Origin of the sequence: Sulfitobacter sp. SBS6, assembly GCF_048285585.1 — a bacterium.
GTDB lineage: Bacteria > Pseudomonadota > Alphaproteobacteria > Rhodobacterales > Rhodobacteraceae > Sulfitobacter > Sulfitobacter pontiacus.
This window is the reverse complement of sequence record NZ_JBLWBA010000005.1, coordinates 233,329-256,953: the sequence shown is the minus strand read 5'-3', so window position 1 is coordinate 256,953 and position 23,625 is coordinate 233,329. Positions and strand designations below refer to the sequence as shown.

22 protein-coding genes are annotated in these 23,625 nt (G+C 61.5%); 13 read left to right on the top strand and 9 right to left on the bottom strand.

Going from position 1 to position 23,625, the window contains the following annotated elements; genetic code table 11:
- Positions 1–59 precede the first annotated feature (59 nt).
- Positions 60–1,622 carry a glutamine-hydrolyzing GMP synthase gene (gene guaA / locus ACNQ62_RS04630; protein WP_418094309.1) on the bottom strand — a complete coding sequence of 521 codons (1,563 nt, stop codon included), beginning with the start codon at positions 1,620–1,622 and terminating at the stop codon, positions 60–62.
- Between the two features lie 200 nt (positions 1,623–1,822).
- On the opposite strand from guaA, the gene ACNQ62_RS04625 reads away from it, so the two are divergent.
- Positions 1,823–3,361, top strand: a complete 1,539-nt coding sequence (locus ACNQ62_RS04625; protein ID WP_418094308.1) for a trimethylamine methyltransferase family protein — start codon at positions 1,823–1,825, stop codon at positions 3,359–3,361.
- Here ACNQ62_RS04625 and ACNQ62_RS04620 read toward each other — a convergent pair.
- Positions 3,354–3,653 carry a DUF6477 family protein gene (locus ACNQ62_RS04620; RefSeq protein ID WP_340241139.1) on the bottom strand — a complete coding sequence of 100 codons (300 nt, stop codon included), beginning with the start codon at positions 3,651–3,653 and terminating at the stop codon, positions 3,354–3,356. The genes ACNQ62_RS04625 and ACNQ62_RS04620 overlap by 8 nt on opposite strands.
- Positions 3,654–3,896: 243 nt before the next feature.
- Here ACNQ62_RS04620 and ACNQ62_RS04615 point away from each other — a divergent pair, with 243 nt between their 5' ends.
- Complete coding sequence (locus ACNQ62_RS04615; protein ID WP_418094307.1) at positions 3,897–4,991, top strand: DUF6456 domain-containing protein; 1,095 nt, start codon at positions 3,897–3,899, stop codon at positions 4,989–4,991.
- A gap of 114 nt (positions 4,992–5,105) precedes the next feature.
- Positions 5,106–6,053 carry a lipoyl synthase gene (gene lipA, locus ACNQ62_RS04610; RefSeq protein WP_005853478.1) on the top strand — a complete coding sequence of 316 codons (948 nt, stop codon included), beginning with the start codon at positions 5,106–5,108 and terminating at the stop codon, positions 6,051–6,053.
- Between the two features lie 138 nt (positions 6,054–6,191).
- Here the strand turns inward: lipA and ACNQ62_RS04605 are convergent, their stop codons facing one another.
- Together ACNQ62_RS04605 and hpt are read right to left on the bottom strand one after the other, a co-directional pair.
- A complete protein-coding gene (locus tag ACNQ62_RS04605) occupies positions 6,192–6,365 on the bottom strand; it encodes a hypothetical protein (protein WP_005853479.1) in 174 nt (57 codons plus the stop codon).
- Positions 6,362–6,898 (bottom strand): hypoxanthine phosphoribosyltransferase, encoded by a 537-nt coding sequence (gene hpt / locus ACNQ62_RS04600; RefSeq protein ID WP_005853480.1) that lies wholly within the window; start codon positions 6,896–6,898, stop codon positions 6,362–6,364. The genes ACNQ62_RS04605 and hpt overlap by 4 nt, the downstream gene beginning before the upstream one ends.
- 67 nt (positions 6,899–6,965) lie before the next feature.
- Here hpt and ACNQ62_RS04595 point away from each other — a divergent pair, with 67 nt between their 5' ends.
- Positions 6,966–7,421, top strand: coding sequence for a type II toxin-antitoxin system RatA family toxin (locus ACNQ62_RS04595; RefSeq protein ID WP_168592105.1), 456 nt, complete (start codon positions 6,966–6,968; stop codon positions 7,419–7,421).
- A gap of 62 nt (positions 7,422–7,483) precedes the next feature.
- Here ACNQ62_RS04595 and ACNQ62_RS04590 read toward each other — a convergent pair whose 3' ends face one another.
- From ACNQ62_RS04590 to ACNQ62_RS04575, 4 genes are all read right to left on the bottom strand, one after another.
- The gene (locus ACNQ62_RS04590; protein WP_037944254.1) at positions 7,484–8,665 is read right to left on the bottom strand and encodes an ammonium transporter; all 1,182 of its coding nucleotides are present in this window, start codon (positions 8,663–8,665) and stop codon (positions 7,484–7,486) included.
- A 160-nt stretch (positions 8,666–8,825) separates the two neighbouring features.
- Positions 8,826–9,293, bottom strand: a complete 468-nt coding sequence (locus ACNQ62_RS04585) for a CinA family protein (RefSeq protein ID WP_418094306.1) — start codon at positions 9,291–9,293, stop codon at positions 8,826–8,828.
- Positions 9,286–9,783: a phosphatidylglycerophosphatase A gene (locus tag ACNQ62_RS04580; protein ID WP_005853484.1), complete on the bottom strand. Its 498-nt coding sequence runs from the start codon at positions 9,781–9,783 to the stop codon at positions 9,286–9,288. Before ACNQ62_RS04580 ends, ACNQ62_RS04585 begins: the two co-directional genes overlap by 8 nt.
- Complete coding sequence (locus ACNQ62_RS04575) at positions 9,780–10,922, bottom strand: bifunctional 2-C-methyl-D-erythritol 4-phosphate cytidylyltransferase/2-C-methyl-D-erythritol 2,4-cyclodiphosphate synthase (protein ID WP_418094305.1); 1,143 nt, start codon at positions 10,920–10,922, stop codon at positions 9,780–9,782. The genes ACNQ62_RS04580 and ACNQ62_RS04575 overlap by 4 nt, the downstream gene beginning before the upstream one ends.
- Before the next feature lie 182 nt (positions 10,923–11,104).
- On the opposite strand from ACNQ62_RS04575, the gene dusB reads away from it, so the two are divergent.
- The 5 genes from dusB to ACNQ62_RS04550 all read left to right on the top strand — a co-directional run bounded on the left by dusB (position 11,105) and on the right by ACNQ62_RS04550 (position 18,318).
- On the top strand, positions 11,105–12,091 hold the full coding sequence (gene dusB / locus ACNQ62_RS04570; RefSeq protein ID WP_418094304.1) for a tRNA dihydrouridine synthase DusB: 987 nt from the start codon (positions 11,105–11,107) through the stop codon (positions 12,089–12,091).
- Positions 12,091–13,182, top strand: coding sequence for a two-component system sensor histidine kinase NtrB (locus tag ACNQ62_RS04565; protein WP_005853487.1), 1,092 nt, complete (start codon positions 12,091–12,093; stop codon positions 13,180–13,182). The genes dusB and ACNQ62_RS04565 overlap by 1 nt, the downstream gene beginning before the upstream one ends.
- A 2-nt stretch (positions 13,183–13,184) precedes the next feature.
- Positions 13,185–14,558, top strand: a complete 1,374-nt coding sequence (locus tag ACNQ62_RS04560) for a response regulator (protein WP_005853488.1) — start codon at positions 13,185–13,187, stop codon at positions 14,556–14,558.
- Between the two features lie 132 nt (positions 14,559–14,690).
- Positions 14,691–16,913, top strand: a complete 2,223-nt coding sequence (locus ACNQ62_RS04555; RefSeq protein ID WP_340247570.1) for a sensor histidine kinase NtrY-like — start codon at positions 14,691–14,693, stop codon at positions 16,911–16,913.
- Entirely contained in the window at positions 16,906–18,318 is a 1,413-nt protein-coding gene (locus ACNQ62_RS04550; protein ID WP_037966344.1) for a sigma-54-dependent transcriptional regulator, read from the top strand. Before ACNQ62_RS04555 ends, ACNQ62_RS04550 begins: the two co-directional genes overlap by 8 nt.
- Before the next feature lie 9 nt (positions 18,319–18,327).
- Here the strand turns inward: ACNQ62_RS04550 and ACNQ62_RS04545 are convergent, their stop codons facing one another.
- Positions 18,328–18,798 (bottom strand): hypothetical protein, encoded by a 471-nt coding sequence (locus ACNQ62_RS04545; RefSeq protein ID WP_005853493.1) that lies wholly within the window; start codon positions 18,796–18,798, stop codon positions 18,328–18,330.
- A gap of 154 nt (positions 18,799–18,952) precedes the next feature.
- Here ACNQ62_RS04545 and trkA point away from each other — a divergent pair, with 154 nt between their 5' ends.
- The 4 genes from trkA to hflX all read left to right on the top strand — a co-directional run bounded on the left by trkA (position 18,953) and on the right by hflX (position 23,575).
- Positions 18,953–20,329 (top strand): Trk system potassium transporter TrkA, encoded by a 1,377-nt coding sequence (gene trkA / locus ACNQ62_RS04540; RefSeq protein ID WP_005853494.1) that lies wholly within the window; start codon positions 18,953–18,955, stop codon positions 20,327–20,329.
- Positions 20,330–20,363: 34 nt separating this feature from the next.
- Positions 20,364–21,899, top strand: a complete 1,536-nt coding sequence (locus tag ACNQ62_RS04535) for a TrkH family potassium uptake protein (RefSeq protein WP_005853496.1) — start codon at positions 20,364–20,366, stop codon at positions 21,897–21,899.
- Positions 21,900–22,040: 141 nt separating this feature from the next.
- Positions 22,041–22,280: an RNA chaperone Hfq gene (gene hfq / locus ACNQ62_RS04530; RefSeq protein ID WP_005853497.1), complete on the top strand. Its 240-nt coding sequence runs from the start codon at positions 22,041–22,043 to the stop codon at positions 22,278–22,280.
- Between the two features lie 56 nt (positions 22,281–22,336).
- Positions 22,337–23,575, top strand: coding sequence for a GTPase HflX (hflX, locus tag ACNQ62_RS04525; RefSeq protein WP_418094303.1), 1,239 nt, complete (start codon positions 22,337–22,339; stop codon positions 23,573–23,575).
- Positions 23,576–23,625 lie beyond the last annotated feature (50 nt).

The window sequence follows — 23,625 nt, the reverse complement described above, 5'->3', positions numbered from 1 at the left end:
ATGGAAAAAAATCCCCGCCGGAGGCATCTTTGTCATGCGGCCGATCACAGCCATTCAGATCATTCCCATTCAATCGTGCCGGGAGGTTTCGACGTGATGTCGTAGGTCACCCGGTTGATGCCCGGAATCTCGTTGATGATCCGCGTCGCCGTCTCGCCCAGGAATTCATGGGTGAACGGATAGTAATCCGCCGTCATCCCATCGACCGAGGTCACGGCCCGCAGGGCACAGGCGAAATCATAGGTCCGCCCGTCGCCCATCACCCCCACGGTGCGGACAGGCAGGATCGCCACAAAGGCTTGCCAGATTTCATCGTAAAGCCCGTGCTTGCGGATCTGGTCGATATATACCGCGTCCGCCTCGCGCAGGATGTCGAGCTTTTCGCGGGTGATCTCACCGGGACAGCGGATGGCGAGGCCGGGGCCGGGGAAGGGGTGGCGGCCGATAAACGACGGTGGCAGACCCAGCTCGCGGCCAAGCTCGCGCACCTCATCCTTGAAAAGTTCGCGCAGCGGCTCGACCAGCTTGAGGCCCATCTTTTCGGGCAAGCCGCCCACATTATGATGCGATTTGATTGTTACCGACGGCCCGCCGGAAAAGGACACCGATTCAATGACATCGGGGTACAGTGTGCCCTGTGCGAGGAAGGTGGCATCGCCGACTTCCTTGGCGTGCTTCTGGAACACGTCGATGAACAGTTTGCCGATGATCTTGCGCTTTGTTTCGGGGTCGGACACGCCATCCAGCTCGCCCAGGAACAGTTCCTGTTCGTCGGCGTGGATCAGCGGCATGTTGTAGTTGTCACGGAACATGGTGACGACCTCTTCGGCCTCGCCCTTGCGCAGCAGACCGTGGTCGACAAAGACGCAAGTAAGCTGGTCACCAATCGCTTCGTGGATCAGCACGGCCGCGACCGAGGAATCGACCCCGCCGGACAGACCGCAGATGACCTTTTGATCGCCGACCTGTTCACGGATCGCGGCGATGGCTTCGTCGCGGTAGGCGCTCATTGTCCAGTCGCCCTTGAAACCCGCGAGACGGACAAAGTTTTCATACAGGCGCGCGCCATTGGGGGTGTGGTGCACTTCGGGGTGGAACTGCACGGCATAGAAGTTGCGCGACACATCGCCGGTGACCGCGAAAGGCGCGTGGGGCGAGGTCCCGTAGACTTCGAAACCGGGCGCGATGGCGCTGACGTGATCGCCGTGGCTCATCCAGACTTGCTCTTTATCGGTGAGGAACCATCCTTCCAACAGCTCAAGACGGGCCTCGGAGGGGGTCACATAGGCGCGCCCGAATTCGGCGGTGCCGTGACCGCGTTCAACCTTGCCGCCCAGGCAATGCATCATGACCTGTTGGCCGTAGCAGATGCCAAGGATCGGCACGCCAAGCTCGAACACCGATTGCGGTGGCATGGGCGCACCTTCGGCGAAGACCGAGGAGGGCCCCCCCGACAGGATCACCGCCTTGGGCGCAAAATCCTTGAGAAAGGCATCATCCACCGTGTTGAACGGGTGGATTTCGCAGAACACATTAAGTTCACGCAAACGGCGGGCGATCAGCTGGGTGACCTGGCTGCCGAAGTCGATGATGAGAAGGCGGTCATGGGAGATATCTGTCATGCTGACTGATTATGGGCGGATGGCCTGCGTGGCAAGAGTGGAGTGGGGGCCAGCCCCCAGACCCCCGGAGTTTATTTTGGCAAAATGAAGGGGTCGGCGGATCATGATGTCGGTTTTTGACCTCTAAGGCCGTAAACCGCGTAAAGCCCGCTGCGTGAATGGGATAGCTAGGCGTCAGTTTTGACGGAAAGGAAGACCTCATGGCGGAATCAGCAAGACGCGGGCGCGGTGGTGGCGGTGCGGCACGTCGGGCGGCACGCTCGGCTGTGTCCTTCGAGACAGCAAAATACATCGAACGCAACATTCCCAACTACGAGGTGCTGACCGAAGAGGCGCTGCAGATCATCGAGTATAACGCCGATACGGTGTTGGAAGAGATCGGCGTGAACTTTCCCGACAATCCCGAGGCGCTGGCGCTTTGGCGCGCGGCCGGGGCGGATGTGACCGGTGACCGCGTGCGTATCCCCCGCGGGCTGGCACGCGAGCTGTGCAAGACCGCGCCATCGCAGTTCACCCAGCACGCGCGCAACCCCGCCCGCAACGTCGAGATCGGCGGGCGCAATCTGGTGTTGGCCCCGGTCTATGGCCCGCCTTTCGTGCGCGACACCGCCGGGGGCCGTCGCTATGCCACGATGGACGATTTCAACAAATTTGTGAAGCTTGGCTATATGTCCAAGTGGTTGCACCATTCCGGCGGCACCGTCTGTGAGCCCACCGATGTGCCCGTCAACAAGCGCCATCTGGACATGCTCCATGCGCATATGACGCTGAGCGATAAACCCTTCATGGGATCCGTCACGGAACCGAGCCGCGCGCAGGATTCCGTGGACATGTGCAAGATTCTGTTCGGGGCGGATTTCGTCGACCAGAACACGGTGATGACGTCGCTGGTGAACATCAACTCGCCCATGACGTTTGATGATGTGATGATGGGGGCGCTGAAGGTCTTTGCCGAGAACAATCAGGCGTCGATCATTTCGCCGTTTATCGTTGGCGGCGCGATGGCACCGGTATCCGTGGCAGGGACATTGACGCAGGTTCTGGCCGAGGTCATGGCCGGAATCGCCTATAGCCAGCTGATCCGCAAGGGCGCGCCTGTGATTTTCGGGGCCTTTGTGACTTCGATTGACATGAACTCGGGTGCGCCGACCTTTGGTACGCCGGAGGCCGCGCATATCACCTATGGGGCGGGGCAATTGGCGCGGCGGATGAACCTGCCATTCCGGTCCTCGGGCTCGTTCTGCGGGTCAAAACTGCCCGACGCGCAAGCAGCCTATGAGACGGCGAACAGTCTGAACATGGGGCTTTTGTCGGGGGTGAACTTTATGCTCCACGCCTGTGGCTGGCTCGAAGGCGGGCTGGTCGCCTCGTTCGAGAAATTTGTGATGGATGCCGATCAGCTGGGCGCGTTGCATCATTTGGCGCGCGGTGTAGAGATTGACGAAAACGCGCAAGCGCTGGATGCGATCCGCGAGGTTGGTCCCGGCGGGCATTATCTGGGATGCGCACACACACAGGCCAACTTTAAGGAAGCCTTCTGGAAATCCGATCTGCTGGACTACAAGCCATTTGAAACATGGTCAGATGAGGGCGCGCGCGATACCCAGTCGCTGGCGGCGGCGCGGGTCGAAAAGCTGTTGGGCGACTATGTGCAACCGACCATGGACCCCGAGACGCGTGCGGCGCTTGATGCCTTTGTCGCGGAACGCAAGGCGGCGGAGCCTGACAGCTTTATGTAGCCGCATCTCGCAGAGTTTCGCGCAAGATCGCGGCCTCGGCAATGAGGGCGATCATCACCTCTATATGACGGACCAGGTTATAGCCTGCGTCCGTCTTTTTACGTCTGGCGTTCAGGTCTGCCTCTATATCGATCAGCTGCACCAGCACGACTGCGCTGCGTGGCGGGGGCGCTTTCCCCAGTATCCGACGCAGGGCCGGGCCGCGGCGATAGCTGCGGGCCCCGATGGTGCCTGCCTGCACCAATATGGCGGGACGGTGTATACCGCTGAGGCGCGCTAGAATATCTTGCATAAAATCAAATCCTTGCTGGCTGCGGGGTCATGCCATCGCATGGCCGCTCACGGGCAGGATTTCACGCAGGATACTGGTGTTGCTCGCGCAGCGGGGTCAGCGTGCGTCGCGGTTACGACTGTTTACCATTTGGAAACAATTATGGGTTGTATCCGTAAATATTTACAAATCCATAACCAATTAACCTTTTGGTATTGTGGATAAGGCTGTGGATAACCGCGCCGCCTGAAGAAAGGAGACCGCATGACTCAAGTTTTGAATACGCCGCCGGACCGACGTGGATTGCCCGGATGGGTGCCGGATGCCGCGCGGCATTATGTGTCGCATGTGGAGATGGGCCAGCCGATCCGGGCGCTGGCGCGATCGGCTAAGTGTCACGCCTCTACCATCCTGCGCCAGATCCGGCGGCTGGAAACGCGGCGTGATGATCCGCTGGTGGACGACGCCCTTGATCTGCTGGGGCAGGTCAGCCGTTTTGAAACCCACCCCATGCAGGAGCCCGCCGCGATGAATGACACCTCACCCCCCATGATGCCCGATGATGAAACTCTGAGCAGCGAAGCGCAGCGCATCTTGCGGCGCTTGTGCGAAACCGGTGCGCTGCTGGCGATCGCGGCCGAGATGGACAAGGCCGTTGTCGTGCGCGGTGGTCCGGATGGCGCGCAGACGCGGACTGCCGTGGTGGACCGCTGTGTCGCGCAGGCGATGGCGCTTAACGGCTGGATCGCGAGTGATGGCGAGGGGCGCATCCTGCGCTATCACATCACCGCGGCCGGACGGCATGCGCTGGAAGAGATGCTGGGGCAGGGAGCAGAAAACGGTTTTGCCGAAGCCCAAACCAGTTTTGCCCCTGCGCCGCCGCTGCCAGAGGGGGCGCGGCAGAAAACAGCGCGTCGCTTGCGCTACACTCTGGCAGAAAGCCCGTTGGCCGCGCTTGCTCGCAGACGCGACGCAAAAGGCGCGCCGTTCCTGTCCGACAGTCTCGTCCAAGCCGGAGAGCGCCTGCGCGAGGATTTTGAACTGGCGCAAATGGGCGAGGCGGTGACGCAGAACTGGGACCGGTTTCTGGCACCGGGCGGGCAGGGCGACAGCGTCAGCTTTGAAGGCAGCGCACCTTCTGCGGCCCGGGCACGGGTGGGATCGGCGCTGGCGGATCTGGGACCGGGGCTGTCGGATATTGTGCTGCGGTGTTGCTGCTATCTGGAAGGGTTGGAAACCACGGAAAAGCGCCTTGGCTGGTCGGCGCGGTCGGGAAAGATCGTTCTGCGTATCGCCCTGATGCGCTTGCGCAAACACTATGCGGAAACGCTTGGCCCCGGGAGCGCGATGATCGGCTAGGCGGCGAATCCGGATCGGCGCGCACCGCATGGCTGCCCCGCAGATGACAACTGCCTCTTTCATGCGCCGCGCGAACCGACTACATAAGGGGCGTATTCCAAACGGAGCCTGATCATGCGAGACCTGAAAATCCCCGAGCAGCGCCACCCTGAAAAGGCCCGACGCCCCGACAATCCACAGCCGAAAAAGCCGTCGTGGATCCGGGTGAAGGCGCCGGGTGGCAAAGGCTATGCGGATACCGCAAAGATCATGCGCGAGAACAAACTGGTGACTGTCTGCGAAGAAGCGGGCTGCCCGAATGTGGGCGAATGCTGGTCGCAGGGCCATGCCACCATGATGATCATGGGCGAGGTCTGCACCCGCGCCTGTACCTTCTGCAACATCGCAACAGGGCGCCCGCCGGAAGCGCTGGACATCTTTGAACCCGGGCGTGTGGCCGATGCTGTGTCCAAACTGGGGCTGAACCACGTGGTGATCACCAGCGTGGACCGCGACGACATCGAAGACGGCGGGGCAGAACATTTTGCCCAGACCATCCGCGCCGTGCGCAAACGGTCCCCGGGCACCACGATCGAAATCCTGACCCCCGATTTCATCCGCTGCGATCCCAAAGTGCTGGAAACCGTGGTCGAGGCGCGCCCGGATGTGTTTAACCACAATCTGGAAACAGTGCCCGGCCTCTACCCCGAGGTCCGCCCAGGGGCGCGGTATTTCCATTCGCTGCGTCTGTTGCAGCGGGTCAAAGAGCTTGATCCGACGATGTTTACCAAATCCGGCATCATGGTCGGTCTGGGCGAGGATCGTCAGTCGGTTATGCAGGTCATGGAAGACATGCGCGCGGCGGACATCGATTTTCTGACCATCGGGCAATATCTGCAGCCGACACCAAAGCACCACGCGGTGGACCGGTTTGTGCATCCCGATGAATTCGCCGCCTATGAAAAATCGGCCTATGGCAAAGGGTTCTTGATGGTCTCTGCGACGCCTCTCACGCGGTCGAGCTACCACGCAGGGGATGACTTTGCGCGGCTGCAGGCGGCGCGGTTGGCCAAGCTGGGGTAACTGTGTTGCATTGATCTTGAGGGGTGCTACCCCTCAAACTCACGCGGTACAATGAGGGGCGCTGCCCCTCAAACTCACGCGATATAATGAGGGGCGCTGCCCCTCAAACTCCCCGGGATTTACATCCATTTGGAAAGGTTAGAACGGGTTTTTGATCCGTTGAGTCGTGGCCCATTCGGGCCAGTAGCCAAAGTATTCTGCGGCAAAGATCAGCGCGCCGGCTAGGACCACAGCAAAGACGAATTTGACGCGGCCCGCCGAGGGCGGGTGCTGCACCCACCGTTTCATCCGCATCAGCCAAGCGACGTTCATGTAAAACGGACCTTGCCGATAAAGGGCTGGTTGCGGTCGCGCTGTGCGAAATCGATGCCGTAGCCCACAACAAATTCATCCGGAATTTCAAACCCGATCCAATCGGCCTTCATGTCCACCTCGCGGCGGCTGGGTTTGTCGAGCAGGGCAATGGTTTTCAGCCGTGCGGGTTCGCGCGACATCAGCAGGTTGCGCACGTGATGCAGGGTGTGGCCCGTGTCGACGATATCTTCGACAACCAGCACATCGCGCCCTTCGATTGCGCCGCGCAAGTCTTTGAGGATACGTACTTCTCTGCTGCTTTCCATACCATCGCCATAGCTGGAGGCTTCGAGGAAATCGACCTCGATCGGGAGATCAAGTTCGCGCACCAGATCGGCGATAAACACGAAAGATCCGCGCAGCAGCCCCACCACTGTCAGCTTTTCGGTGCCTGCGAATTCGCTTTGGATTTCGCGGCAAAGGGTTTCGATCCGCGCGGCGATTGCCTTGGCCGAGATCATTTCATCGATGACATAAGGTCGCGTCGTCATGGGTTTTACCTTGAAAAAGGGGGAGATAGGATTTCATAAGGGCTAACTTCATGACAGATGGAAATCAATGCCTACCCATTCAGAGACCCGCGAACTGCCCTACACCGCCCAACAGATGTATGATCTGGTGGCCGATGTGGCGTCATACCCAGATTTTCTGCCCTGGACCGCCGCCGCGCGGATCAAAAGCCGTGAGGATAAGGGGGATCACGAGGTGATGGACGCCGATCTTGTCATCAGTTTCAAAGTGTTTCGCGAACGTTTCACCAGCCGGGTGGTGTTGTGGCCAGAGGCCAAGAAGATCGACACCGAATATCTGGATGGCCCGTTCAAATACATGAAATCGAACTGGGCGTTCGAGGACAATGGCGACGGCAGCTGCAAGGTGCATTTCTTCGTCGATTTCGAATTCAAGAACGCGATTTTGCAAAAGATCATCGGCGTCGTCTTTAACGAGGCGATGCAGCGGGTGGTGCGGGCCTTTGAAAAACGCGCGGCCGCCCTCTATGGGGCGAGCGTGTAAGAATAACCCGAGACAACAAAGGCCCCAATGCGGGGCCTTTGTGTGGGTCTTTGGGTTCCGGATCAGCTGCTTAGATCATAGGCCCGTTCACCGTGGACGGATAGATCAAGCCCGTTGACCTCGACCTCTTTGCTGACACGCAGCGGCGTGATCGCCTTGCAGACCAGCACCAGCACGACGGTCACCACCGTGGTATAGACACCGACAATCGCCAGCGACCCCAGTTGTGCGGCCCAGGACCCCGCCCCGAGGGCCGCGATCATGATGGTGCCGAAGATACCACCCACGCCGTGAACCGCGAATACATCAAGCGTGTCGTCGATCTTGGCCTTGTTGCGGATCAAGACGACCGCTTCCTGGCACAAGATCCCGGCAACCGCGCCGATCAGCAGCGCCGCCCAAGGGCCGACGAAGCCCGACGCAGGCGTGATGGAGGCCAGCCCCGCGATGGTGCCTGTGACGATGCCGACCAACGATGCCTTGCCGAATTTGATCCGCTCCCACAGCGCCCAGGTGAGCGAGGCGGTGGCGGCAGAGATATGGGTCACCGTGATCGCCATCGCCGCACCTCCGTCTGCGGCCAGTTGCGAGCCGCCGTTAAAGCCGAACCAGCCGACCCAGAGCATCGCCGCCCCGATCATCACGAAGCCCGGGTTATGTGGCGGGGTATTGTGGTTGAGGCGTGGACCAAGGAAGACCGCGAGGATCAGCGCCGCGAGGCCAGCTGTTTCATGCACCACGATGCCGCCCGCGAAATCGCGCACGCCGACCTCGCCAAAGATGCCACCATCGGCCAGGAAACCGCCGCCCCAGACCCAATGCACCACGGGCGCGTAGCACAGAAGCATCCAGAGACCCGAGAAGAGCATTACGAATCCAAAGCCGATACGCTCCACATAGGCACCGACGATCAGCGCAGGCGTGATCACTGCGAATGTCATCTGGAAGGCGAAGAACAGGATCTCGGGCAGGGTGCCTGACAGGCTGTCAGCAGTGACGCCCGACAGGCCGATCTTGCCCAAGCCGCCCCAGAGGCCCGATGTGTCGGGACCAAAGGCGATGGAGTATCCGGCGAAGAACCACAGCACGCTCATCAGACAGGCGACGCCGTAGGTATGCATGAAAACGCTCAGCACGTTGCGGCTGCGCACCAGCCCGCCATAGAAGAGCGCGAGCCCCGGTAATGTCATGAACAGGACCAAGGCCGTGGCGGTCATGATCCAGGCCGTATCAGCTGCGTTCATCTTGGTTTCCTCCCGAAAGGTTTTTGATTGCAGACGGGTGAAACGGATGTGCGCGTGCGACAAAAGTTAAAATGTGGGCAAAGCCGGTGATTAAACGGGCATTTCTGCATTCGCCACATATTTAGGCAGCAATTTGGCCATGCCGCCTGTTTTGCGGGCGTTATGTAATCGCCTCAAAAATCAGCCCCAAGGCGAAATCGCGGGCAGCGCGGCGGACTTTATCACGGCCCAATGCGCCGAACTCTTGCGTTTGGGTGGTGATACCGGACGTCGTGGCGAGGCCGAAACAGACGCGGCCTTCGGGCTTATGCTCTGACCCGCCGGGGCCTGCGATGCCGGTGATCGACACGGCGATCTGCGCGCCAGATCGTGCCAAGGCACCACGCGCCATTTCAAGGGCGACCTGCTCGGACACCGCGCCGTGGGCGGTGAGTGTGTCAGGGCTGACGCCAAGCAGGTCGATCTTGGCGGCATTGGTATAGGTGACAAACCCTCGGTCGAAGATCGCGGAGGATCCGGGGAGGTCCGTCAGGGCGGCGGCGACCATGCCGCCCGTGCAGCTTTCGGCGCAGGCGATCATGACCTCGCGCGTGCGGGCGCGGTCCAGAAGGGCGTGCAAATCAGGCAAAGAGATACACGTGATACAACACGGCCAGCGCGATCACCCCCAGCAGGGCGAAAATGCCTGCAAAGATATCATCCAGCATCACGCCAAGCGCATCGCCGCGCCGGTCGGCCCAGCCGATGATCAGCGGTTTCCAGATGTCGAACAGCCGGAAAAGCGCAAAAGCCGCGATCCAGCCGGGCCACATCACAAGGATGTTCATGTCCATCGTCCAGCTGGCATAGCTGAGCGGCAGCAGCGCGACCCATTGGCCTGCAACCTCGTCGATCACGATTTCCGACGGATCATGATCAGCGCTTCCGGCGGTCATGCGTGCGGTGGCCCACCACCCTGCGGCAAAGGTAAGCACGATGCCTGCGATCAACAGCGGCAGCCCCCCGATGACATGGAGCAGCCAGGCCCAGGGCAACGCGACCAGCGACCCCCAGGTGCCCGAAGCAGGGCGGATGTAGCCCACTCCCAGAACGGTCGCGATCAGCTTTGCCAAAGTCATAGTTTCACCAATGTTGCTGTGGCCATGCAGGCGATGCCTTCGCCGCGGCCGGTAAATCCCAAACGTTCCGAGGTCGTCGCCTTGACCGACACACGGCTTTCTTCAAGGGACAGGATATCCGCCATCACGCGGCGCATCTCTGCGGCATGAGGCCCCACTTTGGGGTATTCGCAGATCAGCGTGCAATCGACATGGGTCAGGGTGAACCCTTCGCTGCGCGCCAGATCGGCGGCATGGCGCAGAAAGATATGGCTTTGCGCCCCTTTCCACTGTGGGTCGGACGGGGGGAAATGCTGGCCGATGTCGCCCATAGCCAGCGCGCCATAGATCGCATCGGTGACCGTATGCATGCCGACATCGGCGTCGGAATGACCGACCAGCCCCTGATCATGCGGGATATCGACTCCACAAAGTGTGACATGATCCCCCGGACCGAAAGCATGTACATCAAACCCGTTGCCGGTGCGAATATCCATTGAAGACTCCAATATGCGGGCGGCGCGGGTCAAATCGCCCGGCACCGTGATTTTCAGGTTATCGACGCTGCCGGGGGTGATGGCAACCGCAACACCGGCGGCGCGGGCGACCTCTACATCATCGGCGGCGATGCCTTCAAAGGCGGCATGGGCGGCGCGGATCGTGGCGGCATCGAAGCCTTGCGGGGTTTGTGCGGCATAAAGCGCGGTGCGGTCCTGCGTGCCTGCGACGGCTCCGTCTTCGGCCACCCAAAGCGCGTCGGTGACAGGCAGGCCGGGGGCGGCTGCGGCATCTGTGGCCAGCGCGTCGATCACACCGTCGATGATCTGCGGCGTGACACAGGGGCGGGCGGCGTCATGGATCAGCACCAGATCCGCATCCCCCAGCAGCGCCAGACCGTTGCGCACCGATGTTGCACGATCCGCCCCGCCTTCGGCGACAAGACAGCCTTGCGCGGTGAAACCTTCGGCCTGCGCCATGTCACTGGCGCTTAATACGATGATGATCCGGTCTACCAGCGGATGCCGCTGGAAAGCCGCAAGCGTGTGGTCGATCACGCGTTTCCCGCACAGCGGCTGCCATTGTTTGGGCACGGCTCCGCCCGCACGGGTGCCCCGTCCGGCGGCCACGATGAGCGCTGCGATTTTCGGTGTCGACGCCATCGCGCGCCCCCTTTGATAAACTCGCCCCGTTCTAAGCCTGCAAAGCGGCCTGTGCAATCGCCCGCGCGTGGTGCCTAAATTTTAGGCGACAGGTCAGTTTCTCACCAGCAAAAGCTTTTGGTTTGATTGAGTTTCGGCCCACCCCTCGGTAAACCAAAGGCAATTGCACAAGGATTAAGCGTTTGGATCTCTCGGATCTGCCCTTCAAACTCGACCCGCCCGTTTTGCTGGCTCCGATGGCGGGGATCACCGATCTGCCGTTCCGCACACTGGTGGCGTCTTTTGGCGCAGGGTTGGTGGTGTCAGAGATGGTTGCCAGCGTCGACATGATCAACGCCCGCCCCGGGACGCTGGAAAAGGCCGAACTGGGGCTTGGCGTCGAAGGCACTGCGGTACAGCTGGCAGGACGCGAGGCCGCCCCGATGGCCGAGGCCGCGCGGATGGTCGAAGGTCAGGGCGCGCGGGTGATCGATATCAATATGGGCTGCCCCGCCAAGAAGGTGACCCAAGGCTATTCCGGCTCTGCGCTGATGAAAACGCCCGACCACGCGCTACGGCTGATCGAGGCGGTGGTGAACGCGGTGAAGGTCCCCGTCACGCTCAAGACGCGGCTGGGGTGGGACGACAATATGCTGAACGCGCCACAGATCGCCGCGCGGGCCGAAGCGGCGGGGATCACGATGATCACCATCCACGGGCGCACGCGCTGCCAGTTCTATAAGGGGTCCGCCGATTGGGCCGCGATTGCGGGTGTCAAACAGGCGGTCTCTGTTCCCGTCATCGCCAATGGCGATATCATCAGCACCGATGCCGCGCGGCAGGCGCTGGCGCAGTCGGGGGCCGACGGTGTGATGATCGGGCGCGGTGCCCAAGGCAAACCCTGGCTGCTGGCTCAGGTGGCCCATGATCTGTTCGGCGCGCCCGCACCGGTTATCCCGCAGGGCACCGATTTCGCGCGCATGGTGTCCGACCACTACGAGGCGATCATCCGGTTCTATGGCGAGGTGATTGGCCTACGCGTCGCGCGCAAACATCTGGGGTGGTACATGGACACCAGCAACACCCCCGCTGATCTGCGCCGCGCGGTACTGACCGCTGCCAGCCCCGCCGAGGTGCACCGTCTTATCCCGTCCGCCTGTCTGCCGGACCACCAGTTGGAGGCCGCTTGATGTCGCTGGATACCGTTTTCGCATCGCTGCCCGTGCCCGCCATTCTGATCGATACAGACGACACGATCGCCGAGCTGAACTCGGAAGCCGAAGGGTTTCTGAACGCCTCTGCAAAATCCGTGCGCGGTGTGCCGGTGTGGGACATGATCGCCGTCGATGCCCCTCTGGAAGAGGCGTTCACCCGCGCCCGCGACAATGGCACGCCCTTGTTCGTCAACGATGTGGATGTCGGCAGCGGCCAACGCCCGCCGGTGCAATGTGCGTTGCACTTCGCGCCGCTGATCGATGCGGCGGGGCAGATGATCCTGATGATCACCCCCCGCGAGATGGCCGGTCGGATGACGCAGAATAATTCGGTCAAATCCGCCGCCAAATCCGCCATCGGCATGGCCGAGATGCTGGCCCATGAGATCAAGAACCCGCTGGCAGGGATCACCGGTGCCGCGCAACTGCTCAGCATGAACCTCAGCACCGAGGATCTTGAGCTGACCGATCTGATCGTCGCGGAATCGCGCCGGATCGTGAAGCTGCTGGAACAGGTCGAACAATTCGGCAACCTGATGCCGCCGGAACGCAAGGCGGTGAACCTCCACGACGCTCTGGACCGCGCGCGCCGGTCTGCGCTGCTGGGGTTTGGCGCGCGCATGAAGATCATCGAGGATTACGACCCCTCGCTGCCGCCGGCCTTGGGCGACAAGGACCAGCTGTTGCAGGTGGTGCTGAACCTGATCAAGAACGCGTCAGAGGCGGCGGGCCCCTCGGGCGGCACGATCCGGTTGCACAGCTATTATGAACATTCGTTCCGCATGCGCCGATCCGACGGCACGGCGCAATCGTTGCCCTTGCAGATCGAAGTCATCGACGACGGCCCCGGTCTACCAGAGGCGATCCGCGCTGACGTGTTCGAACCCTTCGTATCCGGGCGCGAGAACGGCACCGGGCTGGGGCTGGCGCTGGTGAGCAAGATCATTTCCGACCACGGCGGCTGGATCACGGTGGAGTCTGTGCCCGGCAAGACCGTGTTCCGCATCTCACTGCCGCGGGCCGATAAGACCCAAATTGAAAATACCGCTTCCGATCAGGAGAATTAACGATGGATGGCACCGTTCTGGTCGCTGATGACGACCGCACAATCCGCACCGTTCTGACACAGGCACTGACCCGCGCGGGCTGCAAGGTGCACGCGACATCCAGCCTGACCACCCTGATGCGTTGGGTGGGCGAGGGCAAAGGCGACGTTGTGATCTCGGATGTGGTGATGCCCGACGGCAATGGGCTCGAGATGCTGCCCAAGATCGCGCAGGACCGCCCCGGTTTGCCCGTGATCGTGATCTCGGCGCAGAACACGATCATGACCGCGATCAAGGCGGCAGAGGCGGAAGCCTATGACTACCTGCCCAAGCCTTTCGACCTGCCTGACCTGATGAAACGCACCGCCCGCGCGCTGGAGCGCAGCGGACCGGCGCGCCGTCCGGCGCAGACCAGCTCTGACAGCGATGGGGACCGCGATGATCTGCCGCTGGTGGGGCGCACGCCGGTGATGCAGGCGCTCTACCGCGTGGTGGCGCGGGTGATGAACACGGATCTGCCGGTGTTGATCTGGGGCGAATCCGGCACAGGAAAATCGCTGATTGGCAAGGCGATCCACGATTTTTCGGACCGGCGGAACCTGCCCTTTGTCACCGTCACCTCGGCCGAGTTGCAAGACCTTGAAGGCCCGACACGTGTCTTGGCGAGGGTCCGCGGCGGGACGCTGCTGATTGACGAGATCGGCGATTTCTCGGAAGAGATTCAGGCCCGTATCGCACGCATGATGGACACGCCCGGCGAACATGCGCCGCGGTTCCTTGCCACCAGCCAATCGGATCTGGCCGCCGCGATGAAGGCGGGGACCCTGCGGCGCGATCTGTATTATCGTCTCTCGGGGGCGACGCTGCATGTCCCCGCGCTGCGCGACCGCGTGGATGATATTGCCTTGCTTGCCGCGCATTTCCTTGAACGGTCCGAAACCGGCAATACCGCGCCGCGCGCCCTGTCCGAAGGGGCGGCGAAGGTCTTTGCCAACTATCAATGGCCCGGCAACGTGCGACAGTTGGAACACGCGATGCGGCAGTTGGCGCTGACCAGCCGCGCGCCCGAAATCACCCAATCCGAGGCAGAGCATGTACTGGGCGCGCAACCCGACCCCGAACCGCTGCGCGCGCAGGCCAATACCGAAAAGCTTGGCGCGTCGGTCGAACGTCACCTACAGCGATACTTTGACCAGCACGGATCCATGCTGCCGCCCCCCGGGCTCTACGCCCGTATCCTGCGCGAGATCGAAGCCCCGTTGATCGAGATCGCCCTTGCCGCAACCGCTGGTAATCAGGCGAAATGTGCAGACCTTCTGGGAATCAACCGCAATACGCTGAGAAAAAAGATCACGGACCTCGATATTGAGGTGACACGCGGTCGAAAAATGATGTAAAAGCGCCACATAACCGTGGCCATCTAGCCTCAAAGCCGGATCAGGACCACAAAAATGGGCGGTTGATGCATAGGTGCATCACATCATCGGTGAGGATAGCGGGTGCTTACCCGGTCACGCAGCTATTATCTTATGCGGCTTGAGCGCCTGCGCCGGATCAGGCGCGTGCGCAATCTGGCGACCCTGGGGCTTGTGGTTCTGGGGCCGGTGCTGGCGCTTGTAACCTATCTGGTGCTCGGCCCGCTTGAACAGGGCGGAAACACCCCCAGCCTGCGCATCATTCTGCTGATCGATCTGGTCTACATCCTGCTCGTCGCCGCCCTTGTGCTGAGCGAGGTCGCGCGGTTGGTGGCGGCACGGCGGGCGAAGTCTGCGGGCTCGCGGTTGCACCTGCGTCTGACGGGGGTGTTCGCGCTGATGGCACTGATCCCGACGGTGAGTGTTGCGATCTTCGCGGGGCTGACGATCAACGTCGGGCTTGAGGGCTGGTTTTCCGATCGGGTACGGTCCGTGGTGGGCAATTCGCTGGCCGCCGCCGAAGCCTATGAAAACGAGCAAAGCGATGACCTGCGCGAAGATGCCATCGCCTTGGCCCGCGCGATTGATCAAGCGCGCACGCAGGGCGTTGATGTGCCGGACACCCAGCTTTTGGCGGACGGGCAACGCCTGATCCAGCGCGGCTTGCGCGAGGCCTATATGATCGACGGCACTGGCCAGATCCGCGCGCGCGGCGACCGGTCCTATCTGTTCGATTTCGAAGAACCGACACCCGAACAGATCCGCGAGGCACAAGAGCTCGACGGCGCGCCGCTGGTGATCGAGGATTGGGACAACAACGAATTCCGCGCGCTGGTGCTGATGGAAGCCTTTGTCGACCGCTATCTTTACGTCAGCCGCGATGTAGACGGAAAAATCCTGTCGCTGCTGGACGATACCAAGGAAACGGTGCGGCTGTACCAACAGCTTGAAAACGAGCGCGGCAAGCTGCTGTTCGAATTCGGGCTGCTTTATGTGGGCTTTGCGGTGATCCTGATTCTCGCAGCGGTCTGGCTGGGGCTGTGGTTTGCCGAACGTCTGTCAGGGCCGGTGGGCCGGTTGACCGGCGCGGCGCAGCAGGTCGGTGCCGGTGATCTTGAGGTTCAGGTCCGCGAGGAAGAAGGCGATGACGAGATCGCCATGCTTGGCCGCTACTTCAACCAGATGACCAAACAGTTGAAAGGCCAGCGCGAGACGTTGCTGGATAACACCCGCCAGATCGAACGCCGTCGCCGTCTGTTCGATTCGGTGCTTAGCTCCGTTACTTCAGGCGTCGTGGGGCTGGACCCCGAAGGGCGGGTGACCTTCGTCAACCGCTCTGCCGCGCGCCTGCTGGACTGGAGCGAGGACCAGCAATCGCTGGCGCTCTCTGTCGCGGTGCCGGAGTTCGGCCCGCTGTTCAATTCGGTCGTCAAAGGGCAGAACGAGGTCGCGCAGGGCGAGATCAAGGTCTCGCGTCAGGGGCAGATGGAAAATCTGCTGGTGCGCGTCGCCACACGGCGCAGCGAAGACGGGCGGCTAGAGGGCTATGTTGTGGCCTTTGACGATGTGACCGATCTGGTAAGCGCGCAGCGCATGGCCGCATGGGGCGACGTGGCGCGGCGCATTGCCCACGAGATCAAGAACCCGCTGACCCCGATCCAGCTGAGCGCCGAGCGGATCAAACGCAAGTTCGGCCCCAAGCTGCCCGACGACGCCGCCAGCCTTGACCAGATGACCGGCGTGATCATCCGCCAGACCGGCGACCTGCGGCGTATCGTCGATGAATTCTCCAAATTCGCCCGCATGCCAGAGCCTGAGACCTCTGTGCAGAATGTCGTTCAGGTGCTGCAAGATGCGGTCTTGTTGCAGCAGTCGGGCCAGCCCGACGTGACCATCAGCGCCAATCTGCCGACACAAGAGATACTGGCGCGGGTGGACCAGACAATGCTGTCGCAAGCCTTAACAAATTTGATTAAGAACGCGGGCGAAGCCATTGAAAGCCGTAAGCAAAATGACCCAGAGGCCGACATAGACCCGCGCATCGAGGTCCAGTTGACCACAACCCAAACGGCGCTACAAATCACCATAGCGGATAACGGCATCGGATTGCCGGAAGACCGCGCGCGACTGTTCGAGCCATATGTCACCACCCGATCCGAAGGGACTGGCCTTGGCCTGCCCATCGTGAAAAAGATCATCGAAGAACACGGCGGGACGTTGTCGTTGGAAAACGCGCCGGTCTTCGCGGGCGAAACACATTTTGGCGCAATGGCGGTTATCACGCTACCCCTTGCTGCCCCCACCGGAACCCCAGAACTGGAGACCCATAATGAGTGACATCCTGATCGTTGACGACGAACGCGACATCCGCGAGTTGATTTCGGACATTCTGGAAGACGAGGGCTTTGTCACGCGGTTGGCCGGCAATTCGGACGAGGCGATCTCGGCCATCAACGCGGAGCCGCCGGCGCTGATGATCCTTGATATCTGGTTGAAAGACAGCCGGATGGACGGGATCGACATTCTGAAAACGGTAAAGCGGGACAATCCGGATGTGCCTGTCGTCATCATCTCGGGGCATGGGAACATCGAAATCGCGGTCGCGGCGATCAAGCAGGGTGCCTATGACTTCATCGAAAAACCCTTCAATATCGACCAGTTGATGGTGGTGATCCGCCGCGCGATGGAAACCTCGCGCCTGCGTCGCGAGAACCACAGCCTCAAACGGCGCGAGGTCGCCAGCACCGATATGATCGGCAGTTCGACCGCCTTCAAAACGCTGATGGGGCAGCTTGACAAGGTCACGAAATCGAACGGTCGGGTGATGCTGCGCGGCCCTGCGGGGGCGGGCAAAGAGATCGCCGCGCGCTATATCCATGCCAATTCCAACCGTGCCTCCGCCCCCTTCGTAACGGTCAACTGCGCCAGTGTGGCGCCAGACCGCATGGAAGAAGTGTTGTTTGGCCGCGAAACCCCTGACCGTGGGGTAGAGCCGGGCCTGCTGGAACAGGCGCATGGCGGGGTGATCTTCTTTGACGAGGTGGCCGATCTGCCGCTGGGGACACAATCGAAAATCCTGCGTGTACTGGTGGACCAGCAATTCACCCGCGTCGGCGGCAACGACAAGGTGCGTGTCGATCTGCGCGTTATATCCAGCACAAACAAAGACTTGGACGCCGCGATTAAAGCGGACACCTTCCGGCAGGAACTGTTTCACCGGCTCAACGTCGTGCCGATCTCTGTTCCGTCGCTAGAGGACCGCCGCGAGGATATCCCCGTCTTGGCGCGCCACTTTATCGCGGACTTCAACGCCTCGCAGGGGTTGCCGCTGCGCGAATTCTCGGGCGATGCAGAGGCGTTGCTGCAGACGATGGTCTGGCCGGGCAACGTGCGTCAGCTCAAGAACCTTGTGGAACGTGTGCTGATCCTTGGCGACGGTACCGGCCCGATCGAAGCGCGCGAGCTGCCGGGCGAGGAAGAAACCACCGACGAAGAGGGCCGCGTGGTGCTGTCCGGTGCCTTGGCGACCTTGCCCCTGCGCGAGGCCCGCGAGGCGTTTGAACGCGAATACCTGCTAACCCAGATCAACCGGTTCGGCGGCAACATCAGCCGCACCGCGAATTTCGTCGGCATGGAACGGTCGGCGCTGCACCGGAAGCTCAAAAGTCTCGGGGTGGTGACCTCGGCCAAGTCGGGCACGCGGGTGGCGCATGTGGATGATGACGGGGCAGCCGATAGCTGACCGCGTTCGCTACCCCCGCGTCACGATCTGGAAACTGCCATCGTCATTGCGGATCACGCAGGCGTTTTCGGTCAGCGCGGGCAGAGCGGTCGTGCGCCCTTGCGGCGCGGCCTTGGCGATGCCGGCGGGGCATTGCGGGATCGACACCGGCGCAAAGCCCGCATCGGCCATACATTGCGTTTCAACCCTTTTGCGCAGATCGGCACTGGGATCGACCGTATAGGTCTGTCCAGGCTCGAAATACCCCGCGCGGGAAGTGCAACGGCCATCGGACCGGCAGACGCGGCGCGGCGGGATGAAACGGGGCGGGGTGCGCACGGTTTGAAGCGCCACAGGCACCTGCGCCAAGGCATCGACCTGACATTGCGTGGTCTGCCGTTCGACCATCGCGACAGTGGCGCCGGGCTTGTAGTAGGTGTTCAACGGTGCGCAGGCCGCCAGTGCCACGCCCCCCCAGATGATCAAAGCCGTTTTCCGCATATGCGCCCCCCGTCTTGCTATGGAAGCAAGTCTGACATTTGAATTGACCCTTGCATAGCCATCTGTCATTCAAATCACTGGCATATCACGGGTCACGCGGGCACGCCCCAGCTGGTGACGCAAGGCAAGGCTTCACGCCAAAGGAACCCCATTTATGAAAGTGATCATTTGCGGCGCAGGGCAGGTCGGGTGGCAGATTGCCCGCCATCTTTCGGGCGAACGCAACGACGTCACAATCGTTGACAGCAACGCCGATCTGGTGCGCCGCGCCACCGATACGCTGGATGTGCAAGGGATCGCAGGCTTTGCAAGCTACCCCGACGTGCTGGACCGCGCCGGTGCCCGCGATGCCGAAATGATCATTGCCGCCACCCATTCGGACGAGGTGAACATGGTCACCTGTCAGGTGGCCCATTCGGTCTTTGGCATCAACCGCAAGATCGCGCGACTGCGCAGCCAATCCTATCTGACGGCAATCTATTCCGATCTTTATCGTCGCGATCACATGCCGATCGACGTTGTAATCTCGCCTGAGAAAGAGGTGGCGAATGCGGCGTTGCAGCGGCTTTCGGCCCCCGCGGCCTTCGATACAGAGACCTTCATGGACGGGATGGCCCATCTGATCGGCATCCAGATCGACGAAGACTGCCCGGTCGTGAACACGCCGCTGCGACAGCTGACCGATCTGTTCTCGACGCTCCGCGCCGTTGTCGTCGGGGTGCGCCGTGATGGGACGCTGTTTGCGCCGGAATCCAAGGACCAGCTGTTTGTCGGTGACGCCTGCTATGTCTTTTGCCACCGCGATGACATCCCCCGCACGCTCGAGATTTTTGGCAAGACCACCAGCAAGCTTGAACGCGTCGTGCTTGTGGGCGGGGGGAATGTCGGGCTGGCCGTGGCCCAGAACCTCGAGGCGCGCGGCAAGCGGGTGCGCACCAAGATGATCGAGAAGAACCGCCGCATCGCGGAACGCGCCGCCGAGGCGTTGGAGCGGACGATCGTGCTTAACGGTGACGGGCTGGACGCATCCCTGCTGGCCGAAGCGGGGATTGGCCGCGCCGATGCGATGATGGCGATTACCGATGATGACAAGACCAATATGCTGGCCTGCGTGCGCGCCAAATCCGAAGGTTGCCCCTATGTCATCGCGCTGATCAATGACCCCACGCTGGTCCCGCTGATGGAGCCTTTGGGCATCGACGCCTATATCAACCCGCGTTCCACCACCGTCAGCTCTATCCTGCGGCACATCCGTCACGGGCGGGTGCGGTCGGTCTATTCCATCGGCGACGCAGAGGCAGAGGTGATCGAGGCCGAGGTGCTATCGACCTCTCCGATTGCGGGCAAACGCGTGTCCGACATTGATTTCCCAGAAGGGGCATTGATGGGCATGGTCCGCAAGGGCGACGAGGTCATGCGCCCCCTTGGCACCACACGCATCGAAGAAGGTGACGTCATCGCTGTGTTCTGTCTGGCCAAAGACGTGCCGCAGGTCGAACAGCTGATGCAGGTCTCCATCGACTTTTTCTGATGGTGCCTGCGTCCAAATTACCGGAGCGCCGCACGTGAGACGCAAATCCTATATCCGCCGCGAGATCCTTGAACTGCCGCTGTTCTTGCTGATTTTCGGTGTGTTCAGCGCCTCGACGATCTTCCCGGCGATCTTTGCGCTGACCACCCAAGACCATCTGGCATCGCGGGCGTTTTTCTATTCGGGGCTGCTGGGGGTGATTATCTTTACCCTGATTGCGGTCGCCCATGCCGGACGGCGCGCGCGGCACGGGGCCTTGGGGCCGTTGATGTCGCTGTTTTCCAGCTTTGTCTTTTTGCCCGCGCTGCTGGCGATCCCGTTTCTCGAGGCCCTGCCAACCACGCGGTTCCTGCACGCCTATTTCGATATGGTCAGCGCGATCACCACGACCGGCGCGACGCTGTTCGATGATCCCGGGCGGATCAGTGACACGCTGCATCTGTGGCGCGCGCAGGTCGCCTGGATGGGCGGCCTGCTGATGTGGATCGCGGCCTCGGCCATTCTGGCCCCCTTGCACCTTGGCGGATTCGAGGTGACCTCGCAGGCCGAACCCGGCAACCCGGACGAACGCCGCAGCAATATGGGCCAGATCGACCCGCGCCAACGGTTGCTCAGGTCCGCGGCGGCGCTGACGCCCACCTATCTGGCGCTGACGCTGATGCTGTGGCTGCTGCTGCTGGCCAACGGAGATCGATCGCTGGTCGCGCTGTGCCATGCGATGTCGGTGCTGGCGACCTCGGGCATCTCGCCACTTGGGGGGACGCATGACACCGGTGTCGGCTTTGGGGCCGAGGCGATGATGATGCTGTTCATGCTGTTCGCGCTGTCGCGGCTGACCTTTTCCAAAGACACGGTGACGGCGACGCAAGGGGGGCTTTTTACCGATCCGGAATTCCGCATGGGGCTGGCGCTGATCCTCGGCGTGCCTGTGGTGCTGTTCGTGCGCCATTTTCTTGGCGCTTTCGATGTGGATGCAAGCGCCGAAGCACTTGAGACCGGCAGCGCCTTCTGGGGCGCCATGTTCACGGTCACCTCCTTTCTCACGACCACCGGATTTGTCAGCGCGTCCTGGGCCGAAGCCCAAAGCTGGTCGGGGCTCGAGACTCCGGGGCTGATCCTCATGGGGCTGGCGCTGATCGGCGGCGGGGTGGCGACCACGGCGGGCGGGGTCAAGCTGCTGCGGGTCTTTGCATTGTATCGCAACGGCGTCCGCGAGATGGAACGGCTGGTCCATCCGCACTCTGTCTCGGGCGCCGGTCAAGCGGGGCGGCGGCTGCAAAGCAACGGGGCGTTCATCGCCTGGATATTCTTTATGCTTTTCGCGCTGTCGCTTGCGGGGGTGACCCTGCTGCTGACCTTCGTCGGCGCGCCCTTTGCCGATGCGCTGGTGATGTCGGTGGCCACACTGGCGACAACCGGCCCGTTGATGGAATTTGCCGCCGATGCCCCCATCGCGTTGATCCAGCTGGGCGACGGGGCCAAGATGATCCTATGTGCGGCAATGGTGCTGGGGCGGCTGGAAACTTTGGCGATTATTGCGCTGCTCACCCCTGATCTGTGGCGCGCGTGACACGGGATGTGGCTTTGCGCGCAACAGTTCTGACATTTTGGGGTGGAAACTCTGTGCGCGGGTCTTCATAGTCTTCCGAAGGGGTAAACCGATCCGCGGTTGCCAGCAAGAACAACAGCAAGAATAAGAGCGAGACCAACAATGGCGGCTGACCGACAAAACCTGCAAGACGCATTCCTGAACCATGTGCGCAAGACAAAGGTGCCGGTAACGATTTTCCTGATCAACGGTGTGAAGCTGCAAGGCGTCATCACATGGTTTGACAATTTCTGTGTTCTTCTGCGCCGTGATGGCCAATCGCAGCTTGTGTACAAACATGCGATTTCCACGATCATGCCAAGCACGCCGATCTCGCTATACGAGGGTGAAGACGCTAATTGAGCCGTCCTCCGTTTCAAATTGATGACACCGCAGGCCCGAAGCGTACCCGGGCTTGGGTGATTCACCCTGACATCAAGTCAGACAATGACCGCCGCATCGCGGAGCCCGCCTTGGCGGAAGCCGTTGCCTTGGCCCGTGCCCTGCCGCATCTGGACGTGGAAGGGGCCAACATCGTGCCCCTGCGCACCGTCAGCGCGGGCATGCTGTTCGGCTCTGGCAAGATCGAGGAGCTTCGGCTTGTCTTTGAAGAGGCCGAGGTTGAACTGGTGCTGGTCGATGGACCAGTGACGCCGGTCCAGCAGCGCAACCTTGAAAAAGCATGGGGCGTCAAACTGCTTGACCGTACCGGTCTGATCCTCGAGATTTTCAGCGACCGCGCCGCCACCCGCGAAGGGGTGCTGCAGGTCGAAATGGCTGCGCTGAACTATCAGCGCACGCGTCTGGTCCGCGCCTGGACTCACCTTGAACGTCAAAGGGGTGGATTGGGCTTTGTCGGGGGCCCCGGCGAAACCCAGATTGAATCGGACCGCCGCGCCATCGACGAACAACTGGTGCGCTTGCGCCGGCAGCTGGACAAGGTCGTCAAGACTCGCGCCTTGCACCGCGCCGCGCGTGCCAAGGTACCGTTCCCCATCGTGGCGCTGGTGGGCTATACCAACGCAGGCAAATCGACGTTGTTCAACCGGATGACCGGTGCCGATGTGATGGCGAAAGACATGCTTTTCGCCACGCTGGACCCGACCATGCGCAGCCTTGTGCTGCCCGACGGGCCAGAGATCATTTTAAGCGACACCGTCGGCTTCATCTCTGACCTGCCGACGGAACTGGTCGCCGCTTTCCGCGCGACGCTAGAAGAGGTTCTGGCCGCCGATATCATCTGCCACGTGCGCGATATCTCTCATGCAGAGACGGAAAGTCAGGCACGCAATGTGCGCGATATCCTGACGTCCTTGGGCGTGCCCAAGGATACGCGCAGCTTCGAGGTCTGGAACAAACTCGACCAGTTGGATAACGACCGTGCCGCCGCCGTACGTGCCCGTGCGCAGCGCGACGACAGTGTTCTTGCCATCTCTGCCATCACGGGTGAGGGGTTGGACGCGTTGCAAGCGGTCATCGCCGAAGCGCTGCAAGGTGCGGTGCGTGAAGCCGAGCTGACGCTGGCCTTTGCCGACGGCAAGAAACGCGCCTGGCTGTTCGAACAGGACGTCGTGATCGAGGAAACCCAAACCGAAGACGGGTTTAACTTGATCGTGCGTTGGTCGGCACAGCAAGAAGCGCAATACCAGCGGCTGTAAGGCCGGCGGGCCTCGGGACCATTTAAAATAAGATAAAAAACGCCCGGAAA

Coding starts and splice junctions, on each gene's coding strand:
- guaA (WP_418094309.1), bottom strand. CDS start 1,622: ATGACAGATATCTCCCATGACCGCCTTCTCATCATCGACTTCGGCAGC.
- ACNQ62_RS04625 (WP_418094308.1), top strand. CDS start 1,823: ATGGCGGAATCAGCAAGACGCGGGCGCGGTGGTGGCGGTGCGGCACGT.
- ACNQ62_RS04620 (WP_340241139.1), bottom strand. CDS start 3,653: ATGCAAGATATTCTAGCGCGCCTCAGCGGTATACACCGTCCCGCCATA.
- ACNQ62_RS04615 (WP_418094307.1), top strand. CDS start 3,897: ATGACTCAAGTTTTGAATACGCCGCCGGACCGACGTGGATTGCCCGGA.
- lipA (WP_005853478.1), top strand. CDS start 5,106: ATGCGAGACCTGAAAATCCCCGAGCAGCGCCACCCTGAAAAGGCCCGA.
- ACNQ62_RS04605 (WP_005853479.1), bottom strand. CDS start 6,365: ATGAACGTCGCTTGGCTGATGCGGATGAAACGGTGGGTGCAGCACCCG.
- hpt (WP_005853480.1), bottom strand. CDS start 6,898: ATGACGACGCGACCTTATGTCATCGATGAAATGATCTCGGCCAAGGCA.
- ACNQ62_RS04595 (WP_168592105.1), top strand. CDS start 6,966: ATGCCTACCCATTCAGAGACCCGCGAACTGCCCTACACCGCCCAACAG.
- ACNQ62_RS04590 (WP_037944254.1), bottom strand. CDS start 8,665: ATGAACGCAGCTGATACGGCCTGGATCATGACCGCCACGGCCTTGGTC.
- ACNQ62_RS04580 (WP_005853484.1), bottom strand. CDS start 9,783: ATGACTTTGGCAAAGCTGATCGCGACCGTTCTGGGAGTGGGCTACATC.
- ACNQ62_RS04575 (WP_418094305.1), bottom strand. CDS start 10,922: ATGGCGTCGACACCGAAAATCGCAGCGCTCATCGTGGCCGCCGGACGG.
- ACNQ62_RS04565 (WP_005853487.1), top strand. CDS start 12,091: ATGTCGCTGGATACCGTTTTCGCATCGCTGCCCGTGCCCGCCATTCTG.
- ACNQ62_RS04560 (WP_005853488.1), top strand. CDS start 13,185: ATGGATGGCACCGTTCTGGTCGCTGATGACGACCGCACAATCCGCACC.
- ACNQ62_RS04555 (WP_340247570.1), top strand. CDS start 14,691: ATGCGGCTTGAGCGCCTGCGCCGGATCAGGCGCGTGCGCAATCTGGCG.
- ACNQ62_RS04550 (WP_037966344.1), top strand. CDS start 16,906: ATGAGTGACATCCTGATCGTTGACGACGAACGCGACATCCGCGAGTTG.
- ACNQ62_RS04545 (WP_005853493.1), bottom strand. CDS start 18,798: ATGCGGAAAACGGCTTTGATCATCTGGGGGGGCGTGGCACTGGCGGCC.
- trkA (WP_005853494.1), top strand. CDS start 18,953: ATGAAAGTGATCATTTGCGGCGCAGGGCAGGTCGGGTGGCAGATTGCC.
- hfq (WP_005853497.1), top strand. CDS start 22,041: ATGGCGGCTGACCGACAAAACCTGCAAGACGCATTCCTGAACCATGTG.